Origin of the sequence: Arthrobacter sp. 147(2020), from assembly GCF_013116715.1 — a bacterium.
GTDB lineage: Bacteria > Actinomycetota > Actinomycetes > Actinomycetales > Micrococcaceae > Arthrobacter_D.
Genome location: NZ_JABFOM010000025.1, coordinates 33,387 through 59,100 on the forward strand (window position 1 = coordinate 33,387; position 25,714 = coordinate 59,100).

General features: G+C 66.1%; 22 protein-coding genes. 7 read left to right on the forward strand and 15 right to left on the reverse strand.

What is annotated here, in order from left to right; translation table 11 throughout:
- Nucleotides 1-16 precede the first annotated feature (16 nt).
- From tal to pgl, 5 genes are read left to right on the forward strand one after another with little or no spacing between them, the layout of a single operon-like run.
- The gene (tal, locus tag HMI58_RS14275) at nucleotides 17-1,129 is read left to right on the forward strand and encodes a transaldolase (protein WP_171620676.1); all 1,113 of its coding nucleotides are present in this window, start codon (nucleotides 17-19) and stop codon (nucleotides 1,127-1,129) included.
- 5 nt (nucleotides 1,130-1,134) lie between these two features.
- Nucleotides 1,135-2,790, forward strand: a complete 1,656-nt coding sequence (locus tag HMI58_RS14280) for a glucose-6-phosphate isomerase (RefSeq protein WP_171620678.1) — start codon at nucleotides 1,135-1,137, stop codon at nucleotides 2,788-2,790.
- The gene (gene zwf, locus HMI58_RS14285; protein WP_318779224.1) at nucleotides 2,790-4,334 is read left to right on the forward strand and encodes a glucose-6-phosphate dehydrogenase; all 1,545 of its coding nucleotides are present in this window, start codon (nucleotides 2,790-2,792) and stop codon (nucleotides 4,332-4,334) included. Before HMI58_RS14280 ends, zwf begins: the two co-directional genes overlap by 1 nt.
- Nucleotides 4,331-5,272: a glucose-6-phosphate dehydrogenase assembly protein OpcA gene (locus HMI58_RS14290; RefSeq protein WP_171620696.1), complete on the forward strand. Its 942-nt coding sequence runs from the start codon at nucleotides 4,331-4,333 to the stop codon at nucleotides 5,270-5,272. Before zwf ends, HMI58_RS14290 begins: the two co-directional genes overlap by 4 nt.
- The gene (gene pgl, locus HMI58_RS14295) at nucleotides 5,262-6,110 is read left to right on the forward strand and encodes a 6-phosphogluconolactonase (protein WP_171620680.1); all 849 of its coding nucleotides are present in this window, start codon (nucleotides 5,262-5,264) and stop codon (nucleotides 6,108-6,110) included. Before HMI58_RS14290 ends, pgl begins: the two co-directional genes overlap by 11 nt.
- A gap of 12 nt (nucleotides 6,111-6,122) precedes the next feature.
- On the opposite strand, the gene HMI58_RS14300 is transcribed toward pgl, so the two are convergent.
- The 14 genes from HMI58_RS14300 to HMI58_RS14365 form a co-directional block, all read right to left on the reverse strand.
- Nucleotides 6,123-6,509 carry an RNA polymerase-binding protein RbpA gene (locus tag HMI58_RS14300; protein ID WP_171585120.1) on the reverse strand — a complete coding sequence of 129 codons (387 nt, stop codon included), beginning with the start codon at nucleotides 6,507-6,509 and terminating at the stop codon, nucleotides 6,123-6,125.
- Between the two features lie 134 nt (nucleotides 6,510-6,643).
- Nucleotides 6,644-6,889, reverse strand: coding sequence for a preprotein translocase subunit SecG (gene secG, locus HMI58_RS14305; RefSeq protein WP_171585119.1), 246 nt, complete (start codon nucleotides 6,887-6,889; stop codon nucleotides 6,644-6,646).
- A 55-nt stretch (nucleotides 6,890-6,944) separates the two neighbouring features.
- Nucleotides 6,945-7,760 (reverse strand): triose-phosphate isomerase, encoded by an 816-nt coding sequence (tpiA, locus tag HMI58_RS14310; RefSeq protein WP_171620682.1) that lies wholly within the window; start codon nucleotides 7,758-7,760, stop codon nucleotides 6,945-6,947.
- A gap of 9 nt (nucleotides 7,761-7,769) precedes the next feature.
- Nucleotides 7,770-9,014: a phosphoglycerate kinase gene (locus tag HMI58_RS14315; protein WP_171585117.1), complete on the reverse strand. Its 1,245-nt coding sequence runs from the start codon at nucleotides 9,012-9,014 to the stop codon at nucleotides 7,770-7,772.
- 15 nt (nucleotides 9,015-9,029) lie between these two features.
- Nucleotides 9,030-10,040 (reverse strand): type I glyceraldehyde-3-phosphate dehydrogenase, encoded by a 1,011-nt coding sequence (gene gap, locus HMI58_RS14320; protein ID WP_171585116.1) that lies wholly within the window; start codon nucleotides 10,038-10,040, stop codon nucleotides 9,030-9,032.
- Nucleotides 10,041-10,138: 98 nt separating this feature from the next.
- Nucleotides 10,139-10,765 carry a superoxide dismutase gene (locus tag HMI58_RS14325; protein WP_171585115.1) on the reverse strand — a complete coding sequence of 209 codons (627 nt, stop codon included), beginning with the start codon at nucleotides 10,763-10,765 and terminating at the stop codon, nucleotides 10,139-10,141.
- A 136-nt stretch (nucleotides 10,766-10,901) separates the two neighbouring features.
- On the reverse strand, nucleotides 10,902-11,882 hold the full coding sequence (whiA, locus tag HMI58_RS14330) for a DNA-binding protein WhiA (protein ID WP_171620684.1): 981 nt from the start codon (nucleotides 11,880-11,882) through the stop codon (nucleotides 10,902-10,904).
- 19 nt (nucleotides 11,883-11,901) lie between these two features.
- Nucleotides 11,902-12,933, reverse strand: a complete 1,032-nt coding sequence (gene yvcK, locus HMI58_RS14335; protein WP_171585113.1) for a uridine diphosphate-N-acetylglucosamine-binding protein YvcK — start codon at nucleotides 12,931-12,933, stop codon at nucleotides 11,902-11,904.
- The gene (gene rapZ / locus HMI58_RS14340; RefSeq protein WP_171585112.1) at nucleotides 12,933-13,835 is read right to left on the reverse strand and encodes an RNase adapter RapZ; all 903 of its coding nucleotides are present in this window, start codon (nucleotides 13,833-13,835) and stop codon (nucleotides 12,933-12,935) included. Before rapZ ends, yvcK begins: the two co-directional genes overlap by 1 nt.
- Before the next feature lie 63 nt (nucleotides 13,836-13,898).
- The gene (uvrC, locus tag HMI58_RS14345; RefSeq protein ID WP_171585111.1) at nucleotides 13,899-15,905 is read right to left on the reverse strand and encodes an excinuclease ABC subunit UvrC; all 2,007 of its coding nucleotides are present in this window, start codon (nucleotides 15,903-15,905) and stop codon (nucleotides 13,899-13,901) included.
- On the reverse strand, nucleotides 15,905-16,573 hold the full coding sequence (locus tag HMI58_RS14350; protein ID WP_171585110.1) for a lysophospholipid acyltransferase family protein: 669 nt from the start codon (nucleotides 16,571-16,573) through the stop codon (nucleotides 15,905-15,907). The genes uvrC and HMI58_RS14350 overlap by 1 nt, the downstream gene beginning before the upstream one ends.
- Complete coding sequence (locus tag HMI58_RS14355) at nucleotides 16,560-17,297, reverse strand: HAD hydrolase-like protein (RefSeq protein WP_171620686.1); 738 nt, start codon at nucleotides 17,295-17,297, stop codon at nucleotides 16,560-16,562. Before HMI58_RS14355 ends, HMI58_RS14350 begins: the two co-directional genes overlap by 14 nt.
- 28 nt (nucleotides 17,298-17,325) lie before the next feature.
- A complete protein-coding gene (gene uvrA, locus HMI58_RS14360) occupies nucleotides 17,326-20,181 on the reverse strand; it encodes an excinuclease ABC subunit UvrA (RefSeq protein ID WP_171620697.1) in 2,856 nt (951 codons plus the stop codon).
- Between the two features lie 130 nt (nucleotides 20,182-20,311).
- Nucleotides 20,312-20,707, reverse strand: a complete 396-nt coding sequence (locus tag HMI58_RS14365; protein WP_171585108.1) for a GntR family transcriptional regulator — start codon at nucleotides 20,705-20,707, stop codon at nucleotides 20,312-20,314.
- A gap of 136 nt (nucleotides 20,708-20,843) precedes the next feature.
- Between HMI58_RS14365 and HMI58_RS14370 the strand changes: the two genes are divergently transcribed.
- The gene (locus tag HMI58_RS14370) at nucleotides 20,844-21,482 is read left to right on the forward strand and encodes an MBL fold metallo-hydrolase (RefSeq protein WP_171620688.1); all 639 of its coding nucleotides are present in this window, start codon (nucleotides 20,844-20,846) and stop codon (nucleotides 21,480-21,482) included.
- 235 nt (nucleotides 21,483-21,717) lie between these two features.
- Here the strand turns inward: HMI58_RS14370 and HMI58_RS14375 are convergent, their stop codons facing one another.
- Nucleotides 21,718-22,503 (reverse strand): trans-aconitate 2-methyltransferase, encoded by a 786-nt coding sequence (locus HMI58_RS14375; RefSeq protein ID WP_171620690.1) that lies wholly within the window; start codon nucleotides 22,501-22,503, stop codon nucleotides 21,718-21,720.
- Between the two features lie 74 nt (nucleotides 22,504-22,577).
- Between HMI58_RS14375 and HMI58_RS14380 the strand changes: the two genes are divergently transcribed.
- The gene (locus tag HMI58_RS14380; protein ID WP_171620692.1) at nucleotides 22,578-25,100 is read left to right on the forward strand and encodes a DEAD/DEAH box helicase; all 2,523 of its coding nucleotides are present in this window, start codon (nucleotides 22,578-22,580) and stop codon (nucleotides 25,098-25,100) included.
- Nucleotides 25,101-25,714 lie beyond the last annotated feature (614 nt).

A 25,714-nucleotide genomic window follows, 5' to 3' on the forward strand; every position in this document is an offset into this window, starting at 1 on the left:
TTCAAGGAGATCCACAATGACTTCCACCCCCACGGCGGACCTTTCCGCCGCAGGCGTTTCCATCTGGCTCGACGACCTCTCCCGGGAGCGCATCAACTCGGGCGCCTTCAAGCACCTGATCGAGGAGCGCAACGTGGTTGGTGTGACCACCAACCCGAGCATCTTCGCTGCCGCACTGCAGCAGGGCGACTCGTACGCCGCCCAGATTGAGGCCCTCGCAGCCGCCAACATCCCCGTCAACGACGCCGTCTTCGACATCACCACCCACGACGTCGCCCAGGCCTGCGACATTTTCGCGGCCGAGGCGAAGAGCACCGACGGCGTTGACGGCCGGGTGTCCATCGAGGTGGACCCACGCCTGTCCAAGGACACCGAGGGCACGATCGCCGAGGCGAAACGGCTCCACGCCAAGGTGCAGCGCTCCAACGTCCTCATCAAGATCCCCGCCACGGTGGAGGGGCTCGAAGCCATCGCGGCGACGATCGCCGAGGGGATCAGCGTCAACGTGACGCTCATCTTCTCGCTGGAACGCTACCGTGCCGTCATCAACGCCTTCATGCTGGGCATCGAGCAGGCCAAGGAGAACGGGTTCGACCTGTCCACCATCCACTCGGTCGCCTCCTTCTTCGTGTCCCGCGTGGACAGTGAAGTGGACAAGCGCCTGGACGCCATCGGCACTGACGAGGCGGCAGCACTCAAGGGCAAGGCAGGGCTCGCCAACGCACGCCTGGCCTACCAGGTGTACGAGGAGCTGTTCGGCACCGAGCGGTGGGAAGTGCTTGCGGCAGCAGGTGCCCGTCGGCAGCGCCCCCTGTGGGCCTCGACCGGTGTGAAGGATCCGGCACTGCCGGACACCCTGTACGTCACCGAGCTGGTGGCACCCGGCGTCGTCAACACGATGCCCGAAAAGACCCTGGAGGCCACGGCTGACCACGGCGTCATCACCGGGGACACCATCACCGGGTCCTACGAGGACGCGAACACGGTCCTCAACAATCTCGAGAACATCGGCGTTTCTTACGTCGAAGTGGTTGAACAGCTGGAAATCGAAGGCCTGGACAAGTTCGTAGTGAGCTGGAACGAGCTCCTCGAAACCGTCCAGACCGCATTGGACAGGGCGAAGGGCTAAACCAGATGAGTTCCATGACGCTCGCGGCGGCTGGCGCCGCCCTGGAAGCCATCGACCGCGTCACCGGCACCCTCGTCGAGGACCGGGTGGCATCGCGGCTGATGGCCAAGGACCCCACCCTGTGGGGTCACGACGCCGAGGTGGAGGCAGCGGTCCGGCTGGGCTGGGTTGACCTCGTCGACGCGTCCCGCGGCCTCGTCCCGGGCATCATGGAACTGCGGGATTCCCTGCGGGCGGACGGCGTGAGCCGGATCGTCCTGTGCGGCATGGGAGGTTCCTCCCTGGCGCCCGAGGTGATCACCCGGACCGCCGGAGTGGAGCTGACGGTGCTCGACTCCACCGACCCGGACCAGGTCCGTCGGACGGTCGAGGACCGGGTGGCGGAGACGGCAGTGGTGGTCTCCTCGAAGTCGGGGTCGACCGTCGAAACCGACTCCCAGCGCCGGATCTTCGAGGCTGCGTTCACCGCGGCGGGTATCGACCCGCTGAGCCGGGTGGTCATTGTCACTGACCCGGGGTCTCCGCTGGACGCTTCAGCCCGTGAGGCCGGTTACCGCGCCGTGTTCAACGCTGACCCCAACGTCGGCGGCAGGTACTCGGCGCTGACCGCGTTCGGCCTGGTCCCCTCCGGTCTTGCGGGAGTCGACCTCGACGCCCTGCTGGACGACGCGGAGGAGACCGCCGAGTTCCTCGGTGAAGACGATCCGACGAACATCGGGTTGCGCCTGGGAGCGGTGCTGGGCGGCACGAGCCCCCTGCGGGACAAGATTGTCTTTGCCGATGAGGCCTCGGGGATCCCCGGGCTCGCCGACTGGGCTGAGCAGTTGATCGCCGAATCGACCGGCAAGCTGGGCACCGGTGTACTCCCGGTGGTCGCCGAGGAAGGCGCTCCGGAAATCCTCGCCGGCGACGGCGACGTCCTCGCCGTCCGACTGACCGCACCGGACGCCGATATTGAGCCGGTGGGGAACCAGGTCACCGTCAGCGGCAGCCTCGGCAGCCAACTGCTCGTCTGGGAGTTCGCCACCGCGGTCGCCGGTCGCCTCCTGGGCATCAACCCGTTCGACCAGCCCGATGTGGAGGCCGCCAAGACGGCCGCCAGAGGTCTGCTCGACGCACAACCCGAGTCCACCCCCGCGAACTTCGTCGACGGTGCCGTCGAAATCCGCGCCGACGGTGGACTGCTCGGCGACGCCAGTACGCTGGGCGACGCCCTGCAGCAGCTTTTCGCTACCCTTGAGCCCAACGGGTACCTGGCAGTCCAGGCCTACCTGGACCGGTCGGTGCAGTCGCGGTTGGAGGACATCAGGTCACCCCTCGCGTCCCTGACGGGGCGTCCCGTCACGTTTGGCTGGGGCCCCAGGTTCCTGCACTCCACCGGCCAGTTCCACAAGGGCGGTCCGGCGCAGGGCGTGTTCCTCACCATCACCGGTGCAGCGGCCGAAGACCTGGACATCCCCGAGCGTCCCTTCACCTTCGGTGAACTGATCACCGCCCAGGCGGCCGGCGACGCCCAGGTCCTTGCAGGCAAGGGACGACCGGTGCTCCGCCTCCACCTGGCAGACCGGGCTGCCGGCCTGGACCAGCTCGTCCAGGTGGTTACGCACCTGCTCAGCGGTGCCGCAGGCCAGCGGGCCTCCAACGAGAACGGCACCGTATAGTGCCCGACTCAACCGACGCGCGCCCCGCCAACCCGCTGCGGGACCCACGCGACCGCCGGCTCAGCCGGATCGCCGGGCCGTCGTCGCTGGTGCTCTTCGGGGTCACCGGCGACTTGGCGCGCAAGAAGCTGATGCCGGCAATCTACGATCTGGCGAACCGGGGGCTGCTGCCGCCGAGCTTCGCGCTGATCGGGTTCGGCCGGCGGAACTGGGACGACGAGAGGTTCGTCGAGGAGGTGCGCGAGTCTGTCACCGCGTACTCGCGGACCCCGTTCGATGAGACCGTCTGGGAACAGCTCTCCGCCGGGATCCGGTTCGTGCAGGGAAACTTCGACGACGACGACGCCTTCGGGCGGCTGGAAGTCACCCTCCAGGAGCTGGACTCCAGCCGCGGGACCCGGGGGAACCACGCGTTCTACCTGTCCATCCCGCCGAAGGACTTCGAACTGGTCTGCCAGAAGCTCTCGGAGCACGGACTCGCCCAGCCCAATGAGGGCCAGTGGCGACGGGTGGTCATCGAAAAGCCCTTCGGGCACAACCTGCAGTCGGCCCGCGAGCTCAACGCCGTGGTGGAACAGGTCTTTCCTCCGGACGCCGTATTCCGGATCGACCACTATCTGGGCAAGGAAACCGTCCAGAACATCCTGGCCCTCCGGTTCGCGAACCAGCTCTTCGAGCCGCTGTGGAACGCCAACTATGTGGACCACGTCCAGATCACCATGGCCGAGGACATCGGCATTGGCAGTCGGGCCGGATACTACGACGGGGTCGGAGCGGCCCGCGACGTGATCCAGAACCACCTGCTGCAGCTCCTGGCGCTGACCGCTATGGAAGAACCCATCTCCTTCAACGCCAACGACCTCCGGGCGGAGAAGGAGAAGGTCCTCGCCGCGGTGAAACTGCCCGATGACCTCTCCAAGTCCTCCGCCCGTGGCCAGTACGACGCCGGCTGGCAGGGCGGCGAGCACGTCAGGGGCTTCCTGGAGGAAGAGGGAATCCCGCCACAGTCCACCTCCGAAAGCTTCGCCGCCCTCCGCCTCGACATCCATACCCGCAGGTGGAGCGGCGTGCCCTTCTACCTCCGGGCGGGCAAACGGCTGGGCCGCCGGGTGACCGAGATCGCCGTCGTCTTCAAGCGTGCGCCGAACCTCCTGTTCCGCGACCACGGTGAGGACGACTTCGGTCAGAACGCCGTCGTCATCCGCGTGCAGCCGGACGAGGGTGCGACCATCAGGTTCGGTTCCAAGGTGCCCGGCACCCAGATGGAAGTCCGGGACGTCACCATGGACTTCGGCTACGGTCACTCGTTCACCGAATCGAGCCCCGAAGCCTATGAGCGGCTGATCCTCGACGTGCTGCTGGGCGAACCGCCGCTGTTCCCCCGGCACGAAGAGGTGGAACTGTCCTGGAAGATTCTTGATCCCTTCGAGGAATACTGGGCGTCCCTCGGCGACCAGCCGGAGAAGTACGTGCCGGGAAGCTGGGGCCCGGCCTCCGCTGACGAGCTCCTCGCCCGTGATGGAAGGACGTGGCGCAGGCCATGATCGTCGAACTGCCCGACACCACCACCTCGAAGGTGTCCAAGGAAATCATGACCCTGCGCGACAAGGGCGGCGTCGTCGCACTGGGGCGGGTGCTCACCCTGGTGGTGATCACCTCGTCCGGCCATGAGGAGGAAGCGATCCTCGCCGCGAACCTCGCGAGCCGCGAGCACCCCTGCCGGATCATCGTGCTCGCCCTCGGCTCCGCTGAGGATGAGACCCGGCTGGACGCGCAGATCCGGGTGGGCGGTGACGCCGGTGCCTCCGATGTGATCGTGCTCAAGGGCTACGGGCAGCTCGCCGAGGAAAACGAGTCACTCGTGTCGGCGCTGTTGCTCCCTGATGCCCCCATTGTGGCCTGGTGGCCGCACGGGGCGCCGGAGAACGCATCCCGGACGTCCATCGGCAGTATTGCCCACCGGCGGATCACCGACGCAGCCAACGAGCCGGACCCAGTGGCGGCCCTGTCGACGATCCGTGGTACCTACGCGGCCGGTGACACCGACCTAGCCTGGACCCGGCTGACGAACTGGCGGATCCAGCTCGCCGCTGTCCTCGACCAATTGGACGACTCACCGATTACCGCAGTCACGGTAGAGGGAGCAGTCGATTCACCCAGCACCGTGTTGCTCGCCGCCTGGCTCACCCTGGCGCTGGACGCGCCGGTCACCATCGCTGCCGGTCCCGCGGGCACCGGACTGCGGCGGGTGAGGTTGTCCCGGCCCGCTGGCGACGTCGAACTGAACCGGCCGCACCAGGCGGTCGCCGAGCTTTACCAGCCGGGTCAGCCCGTGCAGCGAATTTCCTTGCCGCGGCGGAGCCTGCAAGACTGTCTCGCAGAAGAGCTCCGCCGTCTCGACCCGGATGAGGTATTCGGCGAGGTGATCATGGAGGGGCTCGCGCGGACCAACCTAAGGAGCGTGCGTCCTAGTGAACGCTGAACCTAAAGTAAGTATCCATCCGGATTCGTCGTTGCTCGCAGCCACCGTCGCTGCCCGGCTGATCACCCGGCTGGTCGACGTGCAGAACGAGCGCGGATCAGCGACAGTGGTACTCACCGGCGGGGCCCTTGGCACCGCGGCGCTAGCCGCCGTCGCCGATTCGCCAGCCTGCTCGGCCGTGGACTGGAGCCGGGTCGACTTCTGGTGGGGAGATGAGCGCTTCCTCAGTGCCAGCGACCCAGACCGCAATGCGGTCCAGGCGCGTCAGGCCCTCCTCGGGAAGCTGGGCCTCGCCGAGTCCCAGGTCCACGAATTCGGGTCGAGCGATGATTTCGCAGACCAGGACGCCGCTGCCGCCGACTATGCCGCGCGGCTGCAGGACGCCGCCGACGCCGAACGGGCCCTGGCCAACGAAGGGGACGACGGCGACCGTGCGGGAGACAGCCAGGATCCCCGGCTCCCCCGGTTCGATGTCCTGCTCCTGGGGGTGGGGCCCGACGCCCACATAGCGTCCCTGTTCCCGGAGATGCCCGGCATCAGGACCAAGGAGCAGACTGTCGTGGGAGTGGCCGACGCGCCGAAACCTCCACCGTTGCGTATCTCCCTGACCCTTGAGGCACTGAACTCGGCGCAGGAGATCTGGATCGCCGCGGGCGGTCAGGACAAAGCAGGAGCTGTGGGACTAGCCCTGGCAGGTGCCGGGACGGTGCAGGTCCCCGCGTCCGGTGCGCGCGGACAGCGCAAAACGCTGTGGCTCATCGACCAGGAGGCGGCAGCCCAGCTCCCGGGCCGGCTGATCGACTCCGGAGATGAAGAACCCGACGACGAGGCTGTCTGAGGACGCGCCCGGCTAGGTAAGCCGGAGACCTGACCGCCGCGCCCGCAGGTTGCAGAGCGCCTGCTCCAGGACGACTGCGGCCTCGGCTTCGGTGCGGCGCTCTTTCGCATACTGCAGGTGGCTTTTGAACGGTTCGACGCCATCCACCAGGGGCTCCACCCCCGGCAACCTGCCTGCGGCACGACCGCACGTCCCGCATTCCCAGACTTCGGGAATCTCGTCCTCATGCAGTTTGGCAAAGGTCGGTTTGGTCTCGTGGTTCTGGATGCACCAATAGCTCACCACCGTTCGGTCCACGACAGCAGGACTCCGTCCGGATTCGGCTTGCCAGCCAGCCATTCCCCCGTATGAGTCAGTTCCGATTCGTGTGCCCTTAAATGCGTTTCCCGCGTTAACCATGGATTGCTCCTGGACTAGGCTCCGACAACAGGGTCAGTCTACGCCCAATGAAGTGGCCAGGAAATGATGGTCAACGCGGGAAAGCTGAAAAACTTTTGGCTCCGGAGACAGACTCCGGCGGCCGGGTGGAGAGGTCAGGCGGCGAACCGCTGCAGCAGTCCCAGGGCCACGATGACAATGCCCCAGGTCAGGCCCAGCGCCACGGTGAAACGGTTGAGGTTCCGCTCAGCGACGCCTGATGAGCCCATGCTCGTGGTCATACCGCCGCCGAACATGTCGGACATGCCACCGCCGCGGCCCTTGTGCAGCAGGATCAGCAGAACGAGCAGCATGCTCGTGATGGCAAGGAGAACCAACAAGATGATTCGGAGAATGTCCACAGTGGCCTTTCAGGGGTAACTGACGTGCGCGATCGGCCGACAGCAGGAAGCGTTCTTAGTCAGTGACCAGAAGATGTTCGAACCTGACAATACTAGCAAACTCGGCAGCGTCCAGGCTGGCACCACCGACCAGCAAGCCGTCGACGTCGCGGCCCTTGAGGATGGAGCCCGCGTTTGCGGCCTTGACGGATCCGCCGTAGAGCAGGCGCACCTTCCCGGCAGTTTCCGCGTCGTACAGGGTGGTCAGTTCAGCACGCAGGGCGGCGCACATCTCCTGGGCATCCTCGGGTCCGGCAACTTCGCCGGTGCCGATGGCCCAGACCGGCTCGTAGGCGACGACGAGTTCGGCGACCTGGGCGGCGCTGAGTCCTTCGATTCCGTTCCGCAGCTGGCTGAGGGTGTGCTCCACATGGTTGCCCGCCTGCCGCACCTCAAGGCCTTCGCCGGCGCAGAGGATAGGGGTCAGGTTGTGCCGGAAGGCGGCCTTGACCTTGCTGGCGAGCAGCTCGTCGGTCTCGTGGTGGATGGCACGCCGCTCGGAGTGGCCGACGAGGACATAGGTGCAATCGAGCTTGTCCAGGAACTGGCCGGAAATGTCGCCGGTGTAGGCCCCTGAGTCGTGTGGGGACAGATCCTGGCCGCCGTACACGACCTGCAGGTCGTCGCCGCGGACGAGGGTCTGTACCCCGCGGAGGTCAGTGAACGGTGGGAAGACTGCCACTTCGGTGCGCTGGTAGTCGTGCCCCGCATCGTCGAGGGTCCAGGCAAGCTTCTGGAGGAGCGTGATCCCCTGGACATGGTCCAGGTTCATCTTCCAGTTGCCGGCGATCAGGGGACGGCGGTCGTACTTGCCGTTGGTCGAGGAAGTCATGTGCTGCTCCTACTGCCCGAGGGCGGTCAGTCCGGGGAGTTCCTTGCCTTCGAGGTACTCGAGGCTGGCACCTCCGCCGGTCGAAATATGGCCAAACTGGTCGTCGGTGAAACCAAGTGAGCGGACCGCTGCGGCGGAGTCGCCACCGCCGACCACTGTCAGTGCCCCGCGCGTGGTCGCTTCGGTGAGGGCCTGCGCCACGGCTTTGGTCCCGCCCGCGAACGCGTCGAACTCGAATACGCCCATGGGGCCGTTCCAGAACACAGTCCCTGCGGTCGCGATGGACTCGGCAAATGCTGCGCCCGATGCGGGCCCGATGTCGAGGCCGATGCCGTCGGAGCCGAAGGAGCTTCCTTCAATGGCATCCGCTGCGACGGTCTCGTGTTCGGCGTCGGCAGCGAATTTCGCGGCCACCACGATGTCGGTGGGGAGCACAAACTCGGTGCCGGCCTGCTGCGCCCGTTCGAGGTAGCTCCTGACCACGTCGAGCTGGTCTTCCTCCAGGAGGCTCGCTCCCACCTTGTGGCCCTGCGCGGCGAGGAAGGTGAACACCATGCCGCCGCCCACGAGGATGCGGTCTGCGGTGCCCAGCAGGTTTTCGATCACCGCAAGCTTGTCGGACACCTTGGAACCGCCGAGTACCACCACGAAGGGAGCAACCGGTTCGCCGGTGAGGCGCTGCAGCACTTCCACCTCGGTCCTGACCAGGTCACCCTGGTAGGACGGGAGGATCGCAGCGATGTCGTAGACGCTCGCGTGTTTCCGGTGGACCGCGCCGAAGGCGTCGTTCACGTAGGCGCCGTCGTCGCCGGTCAGTGCTGCCAGCTCGGCGGCGAAGGCCTGCCGTTCGCCGTCGTCCTTGCTGGTCTCCCGTGCATCGAACCGCACGTTCTCCAGGACCAGGACGCTGCCGGAGGCAAGCCCTGCGGCCTGCTCCCTGGCGTTCTCCCCGGTGGTGTCAGTGGCGAGCGTGACGGGGAAATCCGCCAGGTCAGCCAGCCGGTCGACCGCTGGCTTCAGCGAATAGCGTTCATCGGGTGCGCCCTTCGGGCGCCCCAGATGGGCCATCACGATCACCGCGGCCCCCTCCTGGGTGAGCTTCTGCAGCACCGGCAGGGAGGCCCTGAGCCGGCCATCATCGGTCACCCGAGGGGCGGACCCCGAGGTGTCGAGCGGGACGTTCAGGTCCGACCGGACCAGGACGGTGCGTCCACGGACGCCGAGCTGCAGGAGGTCATCAAGGGAGGAGGCCACTTCGGTCCTTCGGTGCTAGGAGAGCTTGGAGGCGACGATGCTGGTCAGGTCGACGAGACGGCTGGAGTAGCCCCACTCGTTGTCGTACCAGCCCACAACCTTCACCTGGTTGCCGATGACCTTGGTCAGACCCGAGTCGAAGATGGAGGACGACGGATCGCCCACGATGTCCGAGGACACGATCGGCGCGTCAGTGTAGGTGAGGTAGCCCTTCATCTTGCCCTCTGACGCGGCTGCCTTGAAGGCGGCGTTGACTTCCTCGACGGTGACCTCGCGGGACACCGTGACGGTCAGGTCGGTGGCCGAGCCGGTGGGGACCGGAACCCGGATGGCGTAGCCATCCAGCTTGCCCTTCAGTTCCGGCAGCACCAGGCCGATGGCCTTGGCAGCACCAGTGGAGGTGGGCACCATGTTCAGGGCTGCGGCGCGGGCGCGGCGCAAGTCCTTGTGGGGGCCGTCCTGCAGGTTCTGGTCTGCGGTGTAGGCGTGGATGGTGGTCATCAGGCCACGCTCGACGCCGAAGCTGTCGTTGAGTACCTTGGCCAGCGGCCCAAGGCAGTTGGTGGTGCAGGAGGCGTTGGAGATGATGTTGTGGGTCTCGGGATCGTACTGGTCGTCGTTGACGCCCAGTACAACGGTGAAGTCCTCATCGGTGGCTGGAGCCGAGATGATGACCTTCTTGGCGCCGGCGTCGATGTGCTTCTGCGCGTCGGAGGCCTTGGTAAAGAACCCGGTGGATTCGATGACGATGTCCACTCCGAGGTCTTTCCACGGCAGGTTGGCGGGGTCGCGCTCCGCGAGGACCTTGATGGACTTGCCGTCCACCACGATGTTGCCGTCGTTGACCTCGACGGTGGCTGCCAGGCGACCCGTGACGGAGTCATACTTCAGCAGGTGGGCCAGGGCCTCGGGGCTGGTCAGGTCGTTGACGGCGACGATTTCCAGGTCAGCACCCTGCTCCAGTGCGGCGCGGAAGAAATTGCGCCCGATTCGACCGAAGCCGTTGATTCCTACACGAGTAGTCATTCGTTCTATCTCCTTGAACTGTGTTGCTGGTAAGGTCCGGGACGCCGCCGCGGGGGCGGCGTCCCGGGTACGCCCAGAGGGCGCTGTGCCTGGTGTGACTAGCCGACGACGATCAGCGAGGTGGCTGACGTGCGGGCAGCGGCGAAGCGCTTGGCGACGTCGGCCCAGTTCACGATGTTCCAGAAGGCCTTGACGTAGTCAGCCTTGACGTTGACGTAGTCCAGGTAGAAGGCGTGCTCCCACATGTCCAGCATGAGCAGCGGGGTGGTGCCCACCGCGACGTTGCCCTGCTGATCGTAGAGCTGCTCGATGACCAGGTTGCCACCGATGGGCTCGTAGGCGAGGAACGCCCACCCGGAGCCCTGCAGGGCGAGGGCGGCCGCGCTGAACTGGGCGCGGAACTTGTCGAACGAGCCGAAGGCGTCGTCGATGGCTGCGGCAAGCTCACCCTCGGGAGAGTCGCCGCCGTCCGGGGACAGGTTGTTCCAGAAGACTGAGTGGTTGATGTGGCCGCCAGTGTGGAAGGCAAGGTCCTTGGAGAGCTTCGAGATGTTTCCGAAGTCACCCTTCTCACGGGCCTCGGCCAGCTGGGCCATGGCGTCGTTGGCGCCCTTGACGTAGGCAGCGTGGTGCTTGCTGTGGTGGAGCTCCATGATGCGTGCGGAGATGTGCGGCTCCAGGGCAGCATAGTCATAGTTCAGTTCGGGCAGTACGTACTCGCTCACGAATTCCTCCAGGTCGGTCCGACACAGCGGGTGATTTGGCACCGCAACCGGTCAGACACCGTAGTTGGTTCAATATTGCAGGGAACCCCGCCGTAGTCGGTGGTATTCCCGTGCCTCTTCCATCCTATGCAGAGATTCACTCGTCCAACATGTCGGCTGTCACATTGGCTTCGGTTCCCGGTATTCCAATCTCTATGGCGCGCTTGTCGGCCATTGCGAGCAGCCGGCGGATGCGTCCAGCGATCGCGTCCTTGGTCATCGGGGGGTTGGCCAGGCTGCCCAGCTCGTCGAGGCTGGCCTGCTTGTGGGCGACCCGCAGCTCACCCGCGTATTTGAGATGGTCGGGTACACCCTCCCCCAGGATTTCGAGGGCACGCTCCACCCGCGCGCCCGCAGCAACCGCCGCCTGCGCGGACCTGCGGAGGTTGGCGTCGTCGAAGTTGGCGAGGCGGTTCGCTGTTGCGCGCACTTCCTTGCGCATCCTGCGTTCCTCCCAGACCATCAGCGCGTCGTGCGCTCCCATGCGGGTCAGCAGGGCGGCGATGGTGTCCCCGTCCCGGATGACCACCCGGTCCACTCCCCTGACCTCGCGTGCTTTGGCAGCGATGCCGAGGCGGCGTGCGGCGCCCACCAGGGCCAGCGCGGACTCCGGGCCGGGACAGGTGACCTCGAGGGACGAGGAGCGCCCCGGTTCGGTCAGGGAGCCGTGGGCGAGAAAGGCGCCGCGCCACACCGCTTCAGCGTCGGCAGTTGACCCGTTCACCACGGCCGAGGGCAGTCCGCGGACGGGCCGCCCACGGTTGTCGAGGAGGCCGGTCTGCCGGGCGAGGGATTCGCCGTCGCGCACCACCCGGACCACATACCGGTTGCCGCGGCGCAGTCCGCCGCCGGAGACGACGATGATCTCGCTGTTGTGCCCATACACTTCGGCGATGGTGGTGCGCAGCCGACGCGCGGTCGACGCGAGGTCAACCTCCGCTTCGATGACAATCCGGCCGGAAATGATGTGCAGGCCCCCCGCGAATCGCAGCAGGGCCGACACCTCGGCTTTGCGCACCGATGACTTCTTGACAGAGAGGTGCGACAGCTCCTCTTTCACGTCCGCAGTCAGCGCCACAAATACAACCTCAGATCGATTAGTTTTCACCAAACATGTCATGGAACGCCGTTGCGAGGCGCAGGGGATCATGAACAGGTTTGCCCGTTGAAGAACCTACCTTACCCAACACGGCACGACCTCCCATCTCGGCGACGGCAGCGATGAACTGCTCGCGGTTGCCGATGACTGCGGGATCGGCGATGACGACGTCGACGGTGAAATCGGGGGCGTACCGCTTGATGACTTCAAGATGGTCGACCGCCGACATGCCGGCGGTTTCCTTGGTCTCATTGCTCAGGTTCATGGTGAGGCACCGCTTGGCGGTAGTGCTGCAGAGGGCATCCCGCAGTTCCGGCAGCAGCAGGTGCGGCAGCACCGAGGTGTACCAGGAGCCGGGACCGAGGATAACCCAGTCGGCAAGCTCCACGGCGGTGAGCGCGTCAACACAGGCGGGGGCGCCGGCCGGGAGCAGACGGACATTGTTGACGTTCGCCGCGCTGCCCGCCACGGCCAGCTGGGATTGCCCACTGACGGTTCGCAGCCGCAGCGAGCCGTTCTCCTCGGTGAGCACGTCACCCTCGATGGTCAACGGGACGCTGGCCATCGGGAGGACCCGGCCCCGCGCGCCGAGCAGTGCACCGGCCCACTGCAGGCCGGCCACGGGGTCTCCCAGCAGCTCCCAGAGGGTCACGATCAGCAGGTTGCCGAGCGCGTGGTTGTCCAGGGATCCGTCGACTCCCTCTTTGGACGTGAAGCGGTGCTGCATGACGTCGCGCCAGGTCCTGCCCCAGTCCGTGTCATCGCAGAGCGCGGCCAGGGCCATCCGCAGGTCACCGGGTGGCAGTACCCCGAGTTCCTTGCGCAGCTTGCCCGAGGAGCCGCCGTCGTCGGCCACGGTGACGATGGCCGTGAGTTCGGAGGTGAGCAGCCGCAACGCCGACAGCGACGACGACAGGCCGTGCCCGCCGCCGAGCGCCACCACCGAGGGGGCGTTCTCCTGTGGGCCGGAGCCGCGCCGGCTGGCCGCCGCAGCGGGGAGCAGCGGCAGGGACCCGGTGAGGAGTGCCACTATTCCCTACCCAGGTCACGGTGGTGGGCAGTCACCTGCAGATGGGGGTACTGGGCCAGGCGTTTGGCGATCTCCTCGGTGACCGCTACCGAACGGTGCTTGCCGCCGGTGCAGCCAATCGCGATCGTCGCATAGTGCTTATTCTCACGTCGGTAACCGTCAAGCACAGGTTCGAGCGCGTGCACGTACCGGTTGACGAACTCGGCCGCGCCGGTGGCTCCCAGTACGTAGTCGCGGACCGGCTGGTCCAGTCCGGTCTGCGGCCGGAGGACGGGGACCCAGTGCGGGTTGGGGATGAAGCGCACATCCGCCACATAGTTGGAGTCGACCGGGAGGCCGTACTTGAAGCCGAAGCTCATGACGTTGATCCGCAGGACGATCGGGCCCGACTCGGAGAACAGCTCGGTGATGGCGGTCGCCAGGGCGTGCACGTTCAATTCCGAGGTGTCGACCACAAGCTCGGCGGCTTCCTTGAGTTCCTTGAGGATTTCCCGCTCTGCGGCGATGCCGTCGAGGATCCGGCCCTCGTCCTGCAACGGGTGGGGGCGCCGGCCCTGTTCAAACCGGCGGACGAGGGTGTCATCGTTGGCGTCGAGGAAGAGGACCCGATAGTTGACGCCCGAGACGCGGAGGGCGTCGAGGGAACTGCGGATGTCGTGGAACAGCTCCTGGCTGCGGACGTCGACGACGACGGCGAGCTTGGGGATGGACTGGGGCATGCGGGCGACCAGATCGGTCAGGGTGCCCAGCATCTGGGGCGGAAGGTTTTCCACCACGTACCAGCCGTGGTCTTCCAGCGCGTTGGCGGCAGTGCTCCTGCCGGCACCGGACATGCCGGTCACCACCAGCAGTTCCGATTCGGCAGGTTTGATCGGAGTCAGGGTGGCTTCGCCCTCAGTCATTTGCGTGTTCCATCCCGGCAGGTATTAGCGGTTCTTGCGGATTTCCCCCACGCTCTACCCTAGCTAAGAATCAAGGATTTCGCCGGTGGCCATGTTCACGGCCGGGGCCGGTGCGTTGGTGGAGCCGTCGGCCGTCGCGGCGGCCAGGGCGCGCTGCACCGTTTCGGCGAGGGACGGTCCCACCCCGGGCACGGCCTGGAGCTCCTCGACCGAGGCGGCGCGCACCTTCTTCACCGACCCGAAGTGGGCCAGCAGGGCCTTTCGCTTCGCCGGGCCCAGGCCCGGGATCGCGTCCAGCGCCGAGGCCGTCATCGACTTGCCCCGCTTCTGCCGGTGGAAAGCGATGGCAAACCGGTGTGCTTCGTCGCGGATCCGTTGCAGCAGGAAGAGACCCTCGGAGGCGCGGGGCAGGATGACCGGGAAGTCGCTGTCCGGGAGCCAGACCTCCTCCAGCCGTTTCGCGAGGCCGATCACAAACACGTCGTCGATCCCCAGGTCCTTCAGGGCCCGCGCGGCGGCGTGCACCTGCGGCTGGCCGCCGTCGACCACCACCAGATTGGGTGGGTAGGCGAACTTCTGGCGCGTGGGGGCGGTGGTGGTGTCGGCCAGCGGGACCGGCGGCGCACCGCCGTCGCCGATGCTGGCGGGCGGGAGTGCGGGTGCAGCCTTCTCCGCCAGGTAGTTGCGGAAGCGGCGCTGGATCACGTCGTACATCGAGGCGGTGTCGTCCCGGGCGGCGTCGCCCGTGATGGAGAACCGACGGTAGTCGGCCTTGCGCGGCAACCCGTCCTCGACCACCACCATCGATGCGACCACATTGGTGCCCTGCACGTGGGAGATGTCGAAGCACTCGATGCGCATCAGGGGCTGAGGCAGGTCCAGTGCCTCCTGCAGTTCCTGGAGGGCGGCCGACCGGGTGGTGAGGTCGCCGGCGCGTCGGCTCTTGTGCAGCCGGAGGGCGTCGGCGGCGTTCTGCTCCACGGTGCCGAGCAGGGTGGCCTTGTCACCGCGCCGCGGGACCCGGAGGTCCACCTTGGCGCCCCGGAGACCGGCGAGCCAGACGGACATCTCGTCCGCGTTGCTGGGCAGCTCGGGGACGAGCACCTCACGGGGGATCTGGTTATTGCTGCTGCTGCCGTCGCCGTAGACCTGCTGCAGGAGGTGCTCCACCAGGTCGGCGGTGGTCATGTCCTCGACCTTCTCGACCATCCAGCCGCGCTGGCCACGGATCCTGCCGCCGCGCACGTGGAAGACCTGGACCGCCGCCTCCAGCTCATCCTCCTTCAGGGCAAAGATGTCGGCATCAGTGTCCTCGGACAGCACCACCGTGTTGCGTTCAAAGACCCGTTTCAGGGCGGCGATATCGTCACGGATCCTCGCTGCGGACTCGTAGTCCAGGTCGGCGACGGCGGCCGCCATCCGCTTCTCCAGGTCGACGATGAACCGGGTGGCCTGCCCGCCCATGAAATCACAGAACTGGGCGGCCAGCTCCTTGTGGTCCTCGGGGCTGATGCGTCCGACGCAGGGTGCCGAGCACTTGTCGATGTACCCGAGCAGGCAGGGCCTGCCCGTGCGCTCGGCCCGTTTGAAAACGCCGCTGCTGCAGGTACGGACGGGAAAGACGCGGAGCAGGGTGTCGACCGTTTCGCGGATCGCCTTGGCGGGGTAGAAGGGGCCGAAGTAGCGGGTGTCCTTCCGCCGGTCGCCGCGCATGACCTGGACGCGCGGGTATTTCTCACCCATCGTGACGGCCAGGTAGGGGTAGGACTTGTCGTCACGGAACATGACGTTGAAGCGGGGGTTGAACTCCTTGATCCAGGTGTACTCGAGCTGCAACGCTTCGAGCTCGCTGCCGACGACCGTCCACTCGACGCTCGCAGCGGTGAACACCATCGCCCGGGTACGGGGCAGCAGGCCCTGGGGGTTGGCGAAGTAGGAGTTCAGCCGGGAGCGCAGGTTCTTGGCCTTGCCGACGTAGACCACCCGTGAGTGTTCGTCACGGAACCGGTAGACGCCCGGATCCACCGGGATTTCTCCGGTCTGCGGGCGGTAGCTGCGGGGATCTGCCATTAGTCGAGGACCGGGCTCTGGTTGTAGCTGGCCGAACGTTGCTGGCCGCTCAGGTGGGCAATCGAATCCATGATGGTGTCAGTGACCTGCCGGCGGGCGGGCAGCGAATGCCCGGGGCCGGTTTTCTCAAAGTACAGGGGCACACCGATCCTCATGGTGAAGTGTTGCGGTTTGATCCGTTTCTGGCCCGCTGGCTGCAGGTTCTCGGTGCCGATGAGTCCGACGGGAAGCACTGGCGCGCCGGTGGTGAGCGCGAGCCAGCCGACTCCGGTCCTCCCCCGGTACAGCAGCCCGTCCCGGGACCGGGTGCCCTCCGGGTAGATGCCGATCCCGTTGCCGCCCTCCAACAGTTCGTGAAGGGTTTTCAGCGCCTGCACGCTTGCCGCCTGTTGACCGCGTTCCACCGGGATCGAGCCGACCCCCTCGAAGAAGGAGCGCATGGCCTTGCCCTTCAGGCCGCGGCCTGTGAAGTACTCGGCCTTGGCGAAGAACGCGACCGGCCGGGGCATCAGGGCCTGGATCAGGACGCTGTCAAGGAAAGACAGGTGGTTGGCCGCGACAATCAGCGGGCCGTCCGCCGGGACGTTGGCCAGGCCTTCGACAGTGGGGCGGCAGAGCCCGGCGATGAGTCCGCGGGTGCTGCTACGGGTGAGGTCATAGATGCCCATGGCGCACCTCCTGCGGCACCCGTGCAAGGATCAGATCCAGCAGGGCCTCTGCCGTTTCGGCCGTTTCGGTGGCGCCCGCGGCACTGAACTCCTCGGGTGAGCCAAAGCCCCAGCCCACCGGAATGCAGTCGAGCCCGTTGGCTGCCGCACCGCTGATGTCGTGCGACCGGTCGCCAACCATGACGGCGTCGTCGTACCTGCCCTCATGGCGGGCGAGTGCCGCGGCGATGATGGGGGTCTTGCCGTCCGGACCCGGTGCCTGTTCCTCGTCTGGCGACCCGTTGATGGATTCAAAGAGCCCGTCCATCTGCTGGACGCGGAGCAGCTCGCCCGCCAGCCCCTGCGGCTTCTGGGTGGCGACGGCCACCAGATGTCCGGCGGCACGCAGCCGTTCCACCACCTCAATGACTCCCGGGTAGGGCCTGCTACCGGCCATGCCATGCCGGCGGTAGCCCTCCCGGTAGTGGGCGATGACCGGGTCCAGGAGCTGCTCCGGAACCCCTGCGATTTCGCGCAGAGAGGTCACCAAAGGTGGCCCCACCATGGCGCGCAGCTGGTCTTCCGACGCCTCAGGAAGCCCGTGGGCCTGCAGCGACGCGGTGATTCCACCGGTGATGGCGCCTGCGGGGTCGACGAGAGTTCCATCGAGGTCAAAGAGTACGAGCAGGCGGTAGTTCATCACCGGCCAAGTTTCCCACAGCCGGTCCCCAGTGGAAAACTGCATTCCCTCCACGGAATATATCGGCCGTTTCCTATCGTCCGAGGGTTTCGGCGAGGAAGGTGCCGGTGTAGCTCTTCGTCGACTTGGCCACCTGCTCGGGGGTACCGGTCGCGATGATCTGGCCGCCGCCGGATCCGCCGTCGGGCCCGAGGTCGATCACCCAGTCGGCGCTCTTGATCACGTCGAGGTTGTGCTCGATGGTGATCACCGTGTTCCCCTTGTCGACGAGTCCCTGGAGGACGAGCAGGAGCTTGCGGATGTCCTCGAAGTGCAGACCGGTGGTCGGCTCATCGAGTACGTAAATGCTGCGTCCGTTGGACCGCTTCTGCAGCTCGCTGGCCAGCTTCACGCGCTGAGCCTCGCCACCGGACAGGGTGGTAGCTGGCTGCCCCAGCCGCACGTAGCCCAGGCCCACCTCCACCAGCGTGTTGAGGTGCCTGGCGATCGGGCTGAAGGCGGCGAAGAACTCTGCCCCCTCCTCGATCGGCATATTCAGCACATCGGCGATGGTCTTGCCCTTGTAATGGACCTCAAGGGTTTCCCGGTTGTAGCGCTGTCCGTGGCAGACCTCGCACGGTACATAGACGTCGGGGAGGAAGTTCATTTCGATCTTCAGGGTGCCGTCGCCGGAGCAGGCTTCGCAGCGGCCACCCTTCACATTGAACGAGAACCTGCCGGGAAGGTAGCCGCGCACCTTCGCCTCGGTGGTCTCGGCGAAGAGCTTCCTGATGTTGTCGAAGACGCCGGTGTAGGTGGCGGGGTTGGAGCGCGGCGTCCGGCCGATCGGGCTCTGGTCGACGTGGACCACCTTGTCGAGGTGCTCCAGACCGTCGATCCGCTTGTGCCGGCCGGCTACCTGCTTGGCGCCGTTCAGCTTGTTGGCGAGGACCTTGTAGAGGATCTCGTTGACCAGGGTCGACTTTCCCGATCCACTGACACCGGTCACGGCGGTCAGCACCCCCAGGGGGAATGCGATGTCGAACGAGGTCAGGTTGTGTTCACGCGCCCCGATCACCTTGAGCTGGCGTGACTTGTCGATTTTCCGGCGTTTCTTGGGGATCTCGATCTTCCGTCGCCCCGACAGGTAGTCACCGGTGATCGAGCGCTCGTTGGTGAGCAGGTCTTCGAGCAGCCCCGAGTGGACCACCTCGCCGCCGTGCTCCCCCGCGCCCGGACCGATGTCGACAATCCAATCGGCTTCCTGGATGGTGTCCTCGTCATGCTCGACCACGATCAGGGTATTACCCAGGTTGCGGAGCCGGGCGAGGGTTTCGATCAGGCGGCGGTTGTCCCGCTGGTGCAGGCCGATGGAGGGCTCGTCGAGGACGTAAAGCACTCCGACCAGGCCTGAGCCAATCTGGGTGGCAAGCCGGATCCGCTGGGCTTCGCCACCGGAGAGAGTACCGGAGGACCGTTCAAGGTTCAGGTACTCCAGGCCGACGTCGAGCAGGAATTGCAGGCGCGCCTGGATTTCCTTGAGCACCTGGGATGCGATCTGGGCTTCCCGGCCGGTCAGGACCAGGTTGTTCAGGAAGTCACTGCAGTCTCGCATGGGCATTGCCGCGACCGAGGCGATCGACTTGCCGTTGATCAGCACCGACAGGGACGCGGGGTTCAGCCGGGCTCCCCCGCACGTGGGGCATGGGATCTGCCGCATGTACTCCTCGTAGCGGTCACGGGCATGATCCGACTCGGTTTCCAGGTGCTTGCGGTGGATGTACTGCACTGCGCCTTCAAAACCGGTGCTGTACTTCCGTTCGCGTCCGAAGCGGTTCTTGTACTGGACGACCACTTTGTGGTCCTTGCCGTACAGGGCGGCTTCGCGGGCGCGGTCCGGCAGCTTCCGCCAGGGCACGTCCATCCTGAAGTTCAGTTCCTTGGACAGGCCTTCGAGGAGCCGGGTCCAGTATTCGAGGGTCGCGGTGCCCAGCGACCAGGGGGCGATGGCGCCTTCCGCAAGAGTCAGGTCGGGGTTGGGGACCACCAGTTCCTCGTCAACCTCCAGCTTGGTGCCGATGCCGGTGCAGGCCGGGCAGGCGCCGAAGGGGTTGTTGAAGGAGAACGAGCGTGGCTCGATCTCGTCGATCGCCAGCGGGTGCTCGTTGGGGCAGGCGAGGTGCTCGGAGAAGGCCCTGATGCGCTTGGCGTCCTTCTCGGGGAGGTCGACGAAGTCGGCGAGGACACGGCCGTCGGCGAGCTTGAGCGCGGTTTCCACCGAGTCGGTGAGTCGCTGGCGGATGCCGTCTTTGACCACCAGGCGGTCGACGATCACCTCGATGGTGTGCTTGTACTGCTTGCCGAGCTTCGGTGAGTCGGACAGCTGGATGACGTCGCCGTCCACCCGGGCCCGGGCGTAGCCCTTGGCGGTGAGTTCCTGGAACAGGTCGACGAACTCGCCCTTGCGTCCGCGGACTACGGGGGCGAGGACCTGGAAGCGGGTGCCCTCCTCAAGCTCGAGCAGCTGGTCGACAATCTGCTGGGGGGTCTGCTTGGCTACCGGCTCACCACAGGTGGGGCAGTGCGGGCGTCCCACGCGGGCCCAGAGCAGCCGCATGTAGTCGTAGATCTCGGTGATGGTGCCGACTGTGGACCGAGGGTTTTTGTTGGTGGACTTCTGGTCGATGGACACTGCCGGCGAGAGACCCTCGATGAAGTCGACGTCGGGCTTGTCCACCTGGCCGAGGAACTGCCGTGCGTAAGCGGAGAGGGACTCCACGTAGCGGCGCTGACCTTCGGCGAAGATGGTGTCGAAGGCCAGGGACGATTTACCGGACCCGGACAGACCGGTAAACACGATCATGGCATCCCGGGGCAGGTCCAGGTCGACGTTGCGGAGGTTGTGCTCACGCGCCCCCTTGACGACCAGGCGTGACAGATCCTGGGTCATGCGGGGGTCGGAAAACTCTGATTCAAGCGAGGTTGCAATAGACACCCAACCACTCTAATTGAAACTACGTTCGAATACATGTTCGATCACCGTGTTTTCAGCGTGTCGTCGGCGGGTTGCGTCGGGATGTTCACCGACGGCGCAGAGCAGCCCGTAAATACGCGACAGCTTCGTCCTCTGTCAGGCCGTTGGCCTTGATCACATCGGCGTAGCCGTCAGCCGCTTCGGCGGCTCGCTGGCGCGCTTCGTCCCCGGCTGCCGCAACGACAGTGCCAGCCCGGGACCGGGTGACGACGATGTTTGCCTGTTCCAGTTCCCGGTAGGCCCGCGCGACGGTGTTGACTGCGACGCCCAAGTGGCCGGCGAGGGTCCGCACCGGTGGCAGCCGGGTACCCACGGGCAGCGTCCCGTCGTTCGCCGCGTCCAGGATCTGGACGCGGAGTTGTTCATACGGGGGAACCGAGCTTGCCTGGTCGATGCGCAGCCAGCCGGTGACGTCGGTGCTGCCTGTTGCGCCAGGATTCACTGTTGCCTTTCGGTCTTCGGACTCTTCAGTGCGCTGTCCTCCCGCTTTTCGGGCACAGTGCAGATGCAGCCATTGTTCCACGCGTTGATTACGCCCGATAGACCCACCCGCTTCCCGGCGTGCCTAGACTTGGGCCATGCATAATCTCCAGGACCTCACCATCCGCTCCATTTCCGTCAGCGAGATGGACAACAACGTGTACCTGCTCACCTCCAAGTCGACCGGTGCCCAGGTGCTGATCGACGCTGCCGACGACGCGGCCGCCATCGGGCAGTTGCTGCAGGATGCCGCCGCCGACAGCACGGCCGACACCAAGCTGGCGTTGATCATCACCACCCACTCGCACTGGGACCATGTGCGGGCGCTGGCCGACGTCGTCGGGCAGACGAAGGCGCGGACCGCCGCCGGAACCGAGGACGTTCCGGATATCTCAGTTCCCACCGACGTTTCCCTCGCCCACGGCGATATCGGCAACTTCGACGGCTTTGACCTTGAGGCGATCAAGCTGCGCGGGCACACACCGGGCAGTGTGGCGTTGCTGTACCGGGACCCGCAGGGCCCCGCGCACCTGTTCACCGGAGACTCCCTGTTCCCAGGGGGTGTGGGAAACACGCAGGGCGACGCCGCCCGGTTCGAATCGCTGATGAACGACGTGTCCGAGCGGATCTTTGATTATTTGCCGGACGACACCATCGTGCATCCCGGCCATGGGAAGGGCACCACCCTCGGAGCCGAGCGGCCGCACCTCGACGAGTGGCGCGCCCGCGGCTGGTAGCAGCGGCCTATGGGCACCTGTGGCGAGTGATCGGCCCGCGCGCCTCGATCCTCGCGATCTTTTGGGCACCTGTGGTGGGTGGGACACGCCCCGACCCACCACAACTGCACAAGAGAGTGACGGGACCCACCACAGCTGCACAAGGCATCGGCCAGACCTCGGAGGTCAACCTTAGTGGCCTCCCTTAGAGTCCTCTCCGAAGCGCGCGACCGGTGGAGCCAGTCCTGGTGGGAGCCTAATTCTTTAGGTTCTTCACGCCGACCGCGAAGATCCGCCGGAACCCGAAGACTGTCCCCCACGGTTTCTCGGGGTAGGCCCCGCGCAGCAGGGCGGTGAACTGGTCCACGAAGGCCGCGGCGTCGTCGTCGGATAGCGCATGCAGTACCGGGCGCAATCCGGTGCCCCTGAGCCATTGCAGGACCGGATCGGGTCCCGCGAGGACGTGCTGGTAAGTGGTCTCCCAGACGTCGGCGGTCATGCCCGCCTCGCTGAGCATCCGCAGGTACTCCTCCGGCTCCGACACGACGTCGGTATGCCGCAGCACTCCCCCGAGCTTGTCCCGCCAGGCGTTCGATCCGGCGAGTTCGCGCATCAAGGTGTGCGCCGGGGATCCGAAGTTGCCAGGGACCTGGAGGGCCAGCCAGGCACCGGGGCGAAGCGCCCGCGCCCACTTCTGCACCAGCTCGGCCTGACCGGGCACCCACTGCAGGACGGCGTTGGTGACGACGACGTCGACGTCGTCAGCGGGCGAGAAGTCCCGGATATCACCGGTCTCGAACTGCAGATGTGGCGGCGGATCGGATTGCTCATTGGCGCGCCCCACCATGTCGGCCGACGAGTCGATGCCCAGCACCCCGGCGTCGGGCCAGCGTTCAGCCAGCAGCCGGGTGAGGTCCCCCGGCCCGCATCCGAGGTCGACGACGACCCTTGGAGCGGCATGGTTGATCCGACCGACCAGGTCGAGGAACGGCCGGCCGCGGTGGTCGGAGAACAGTGAGTACTGTGTGGGATCCCATTGCATGCCTCCAGCGTATCGGGCCGCCGAATGGGCCAGCCAGCGCCCCGGTAAGGCGGCAGCAGATAGGCTGGAGTCCTATGAGAATTCAGGAACACCTCCCCGCAGGCACGGACCAGGCCGACGATGTCTACAGCGCGTTCCTCGCGTGGACCACCAGCGAGGGAATGAACCTGTACCCGGCGCAGGACGAGGCAGTGCTTGAGCTGGTCTCGGGCAACAACGTGATCCTCGCGACGCCCACCGGCTCGGGAAAGTCACTGGTGGCCGTTGCAGCGCACTTCGACGCCATTGCCCGGGGCAAGCGCAGCTACTACACCGCGCCGATCAAGGCGCTGGTGTCCGAAAAGTTCTTCGCCCTCTGCGAGACGTTCGGCGCCGAGAACGTCGGCATGATCACCGGCGATTCCGGCGTAAACCAGGATGCCCCGATCATCTGCTGCACGGCCGAGATTCTGGCGAACATTGCCCTCCGTGAGGGTGCGCAGGCCGACGTCGGCACCGTCATCATGGACGAGTTCCACTTCTACTCGGACCCGCAGCGCGGCTGGGCGTGGCAAGTCCCTCTGTTGGAGCTGCCGCAGGCCCAGTTCCTGCTGATGTCGGCGACCCTGGGCGACATGACCCGTTTCGAGGAGGCGCTCACCTCGCTCACCGGCCGCGCCAGCACCACTATCAGCAGCGCCGAACGCCCCATCCCCCTGCACTTCTACTACGTCGAGACGACCGTGCAGGAATCCCTGGAGGAGCTGCTGAGTACCCGGCAGGCACCGGTGTATGTGGTGCATTTCAGCCAGGCCGAAGCCATCGAACGCGCGCAGAACCTGATGAGCGTCAACGTCTGCTCCCGGGAGGAGAAGGACAGGATCGCCGACCTGATCGCCACGTTCCGGTTCTCCTCCGGCTTCGGGAAGACGCTGAACCGGCTGGTCCGGCATGGTATCGGGGTCCACCACGCGGGCATGCTGCCCAAGTACCGCCGCTTGGTCGAGCAACTGGCGCAGGCCGGGCTGCTGAAGGTCATCTGCGGGACCGACACGCTGGGTGTGGGCATCAACGTCCCCATCCGCACCGTCCTGTTGACGGCCCTGAGCAAGTACGACGGCGTCCGCACCCGCCTGCTCAACGCCCGCGAGTTCCATCAGATCGCCGGCCGTGCCGGGCGGGCCGGCTATGACACGGCGGGAACCGTCGTCGTCCAGGCACCGGATCACGTGGTCGAGAACACCCGGGCGATGGCCAAAGCCGTCGGCAAGTTCGGTGACGACCAGAAGAAGCTCCGCCAGGTGGTCCGGAAGAAGCCGCCCACCGGTTTCGTCTCGTGGGGGAAACCCACCTATGAGCGGTTGGCAGCTGGCACCCCCGAGCCGCTGACGTCGAGCTTCGCCGTCAGTCACTCGATGCTGCTGAACCTGCTGGAACGTCCCGGGAACCCGTTCTCGGCGGCCCAGCGGCTGCTCAATGAAAACCATGAGACCCGCGCCTCCCAGCTGCAGCTGACCCGAAAGGCGATCGGTATCTACCGGTCGCTCGTTACGGCGGGTATTGTCGAGCGGCTCCCCGAGCCCGACGCCGACGGGCGCTCCATCCGCCTGAAAGTGCACCTGCAGGCCAACTTCGCACTGAACCAGCCACTGTCCCCGTTTGCGCTGGCCAGCCTGGAGCTGCTCGACCCCGAAAGTCCCACCTACGCGCTCGACGTCGTCTCGGTGATCGAGGCGACGCTCGAGAAACCACGCCAGGTCCTCAACGCCCAGGAGAAGAAGGCCCGCGGCGAGGCGATCGGTGCCATGAAGGCCGACGGCATCGAGTATGACCAGCGGATGGCGCTCCTGGAGGAGGTCACCTATCCGCAGCCGATGGCGGAGCTGCTGTTCCAGGCGTTCGACGTGTACCGCAGTGGCGCACCCTGGCTGGGCGACTTTGAGCTGACCCCGAAGTCGGTGGTCCGAGACATGTACGAGCGGGCCATGAACTTCGGCGAGTACATTGCGTTCTACTCCCTCACCCGGTCCGAGGGCATCCTGCTGCGCTACCTTGCGGACTGCTACAAGGCACTGCGCCAGACTGTTCCCACCGAGGCCCTCCGGGAGGACCTCACCGACATCATCGAGTGGCTTGGTGAACTGATCCGCCAGGTCGACTCCAGCCTGCTCGAGGAGTGGGAGCTGTTGGCTGCTGGCGGGCGTCCCGACGGCGACACCACTGTCGACCTGCCGCCGGAACCGGACTCGGTGACCTCCAACGAGCGTGCCTTCCGGGTGATGGTCCGGAACGAGATGTTCCAGCGGGTCAAGCTCTTTGCGGACGAGGACGATGTGGCGCTGGGCGCCCTCGACGGTGCCTCCGGCTGGGACACCGACCGGTGGACTGAAGCCCTCGACGGTTACTTCGGCGATTACGAAGATATCGACGACGGCCCCGAGGCTCGCGGTCCAGCCCTGCTCATCATCGAGAAGGTGCCCGGCAGCTGGAAGGTCCGCCAGATCTTCAAGGACCCGTTCGGTAACCATGACTGGGGCATCAACGCAGTCATCGACCTTGCTGCCTCCGACGAAGCCGGTGTCCCAGTTGTCACGGTGACCGGAGTCGGAGCTCTCTAGCTCGGTCTTGGGCATGTCCGGCCGTTCCGGCGTCCAGCGACCGGAAACGGGTCGCGCTAGCGGCTTGAGACGACCCGAATGAGGCGACTGGTAGCGGGCTCCCTCAACGGGCTGGCGCGAGCGGAATGAGGCCTCTGGCGACGGGCCGCCCAGGCGGATTGGGGCCACAGGAGTTTGGCGAGTTGTAGCGGGGCGCCGAGGCCGGGTTGGCCTGAGTATGGCGAGTTGTAGCTGGGCGCCCAAGCCGGGTTGACCAGACAGGGCTTGGGCCCCTCGCTGGGCTCCACCAGCTGCTGGCCTCCCGACGCCCTCTCCCTTTGATCCGCACGTTGAGCTTGACCGAGCCCTTCATTCACGGTCCTTCTAGCCCTTCTCTGCTGTCCTTTCGGCTTGCCTTCCCTAGGCATGGTCAGCCTCCAGGTTCGGTCAGCAGGTCAGCAGGTCAGCAGGTCAGCAGAAAACCATCCGCACGCAGGGACTGCCGGGTGCTGCACGACCGAGCGGTGCGCGGCGTCGAAGGGGTTGTGCTTAGAAGGGTGGTGGGTCTTCCTTTGGTGTTGGTGGTGGGTCTGGTCGGGTGAGGTAGGTTTCGCCGGCGGGTGAGATGGCGATGA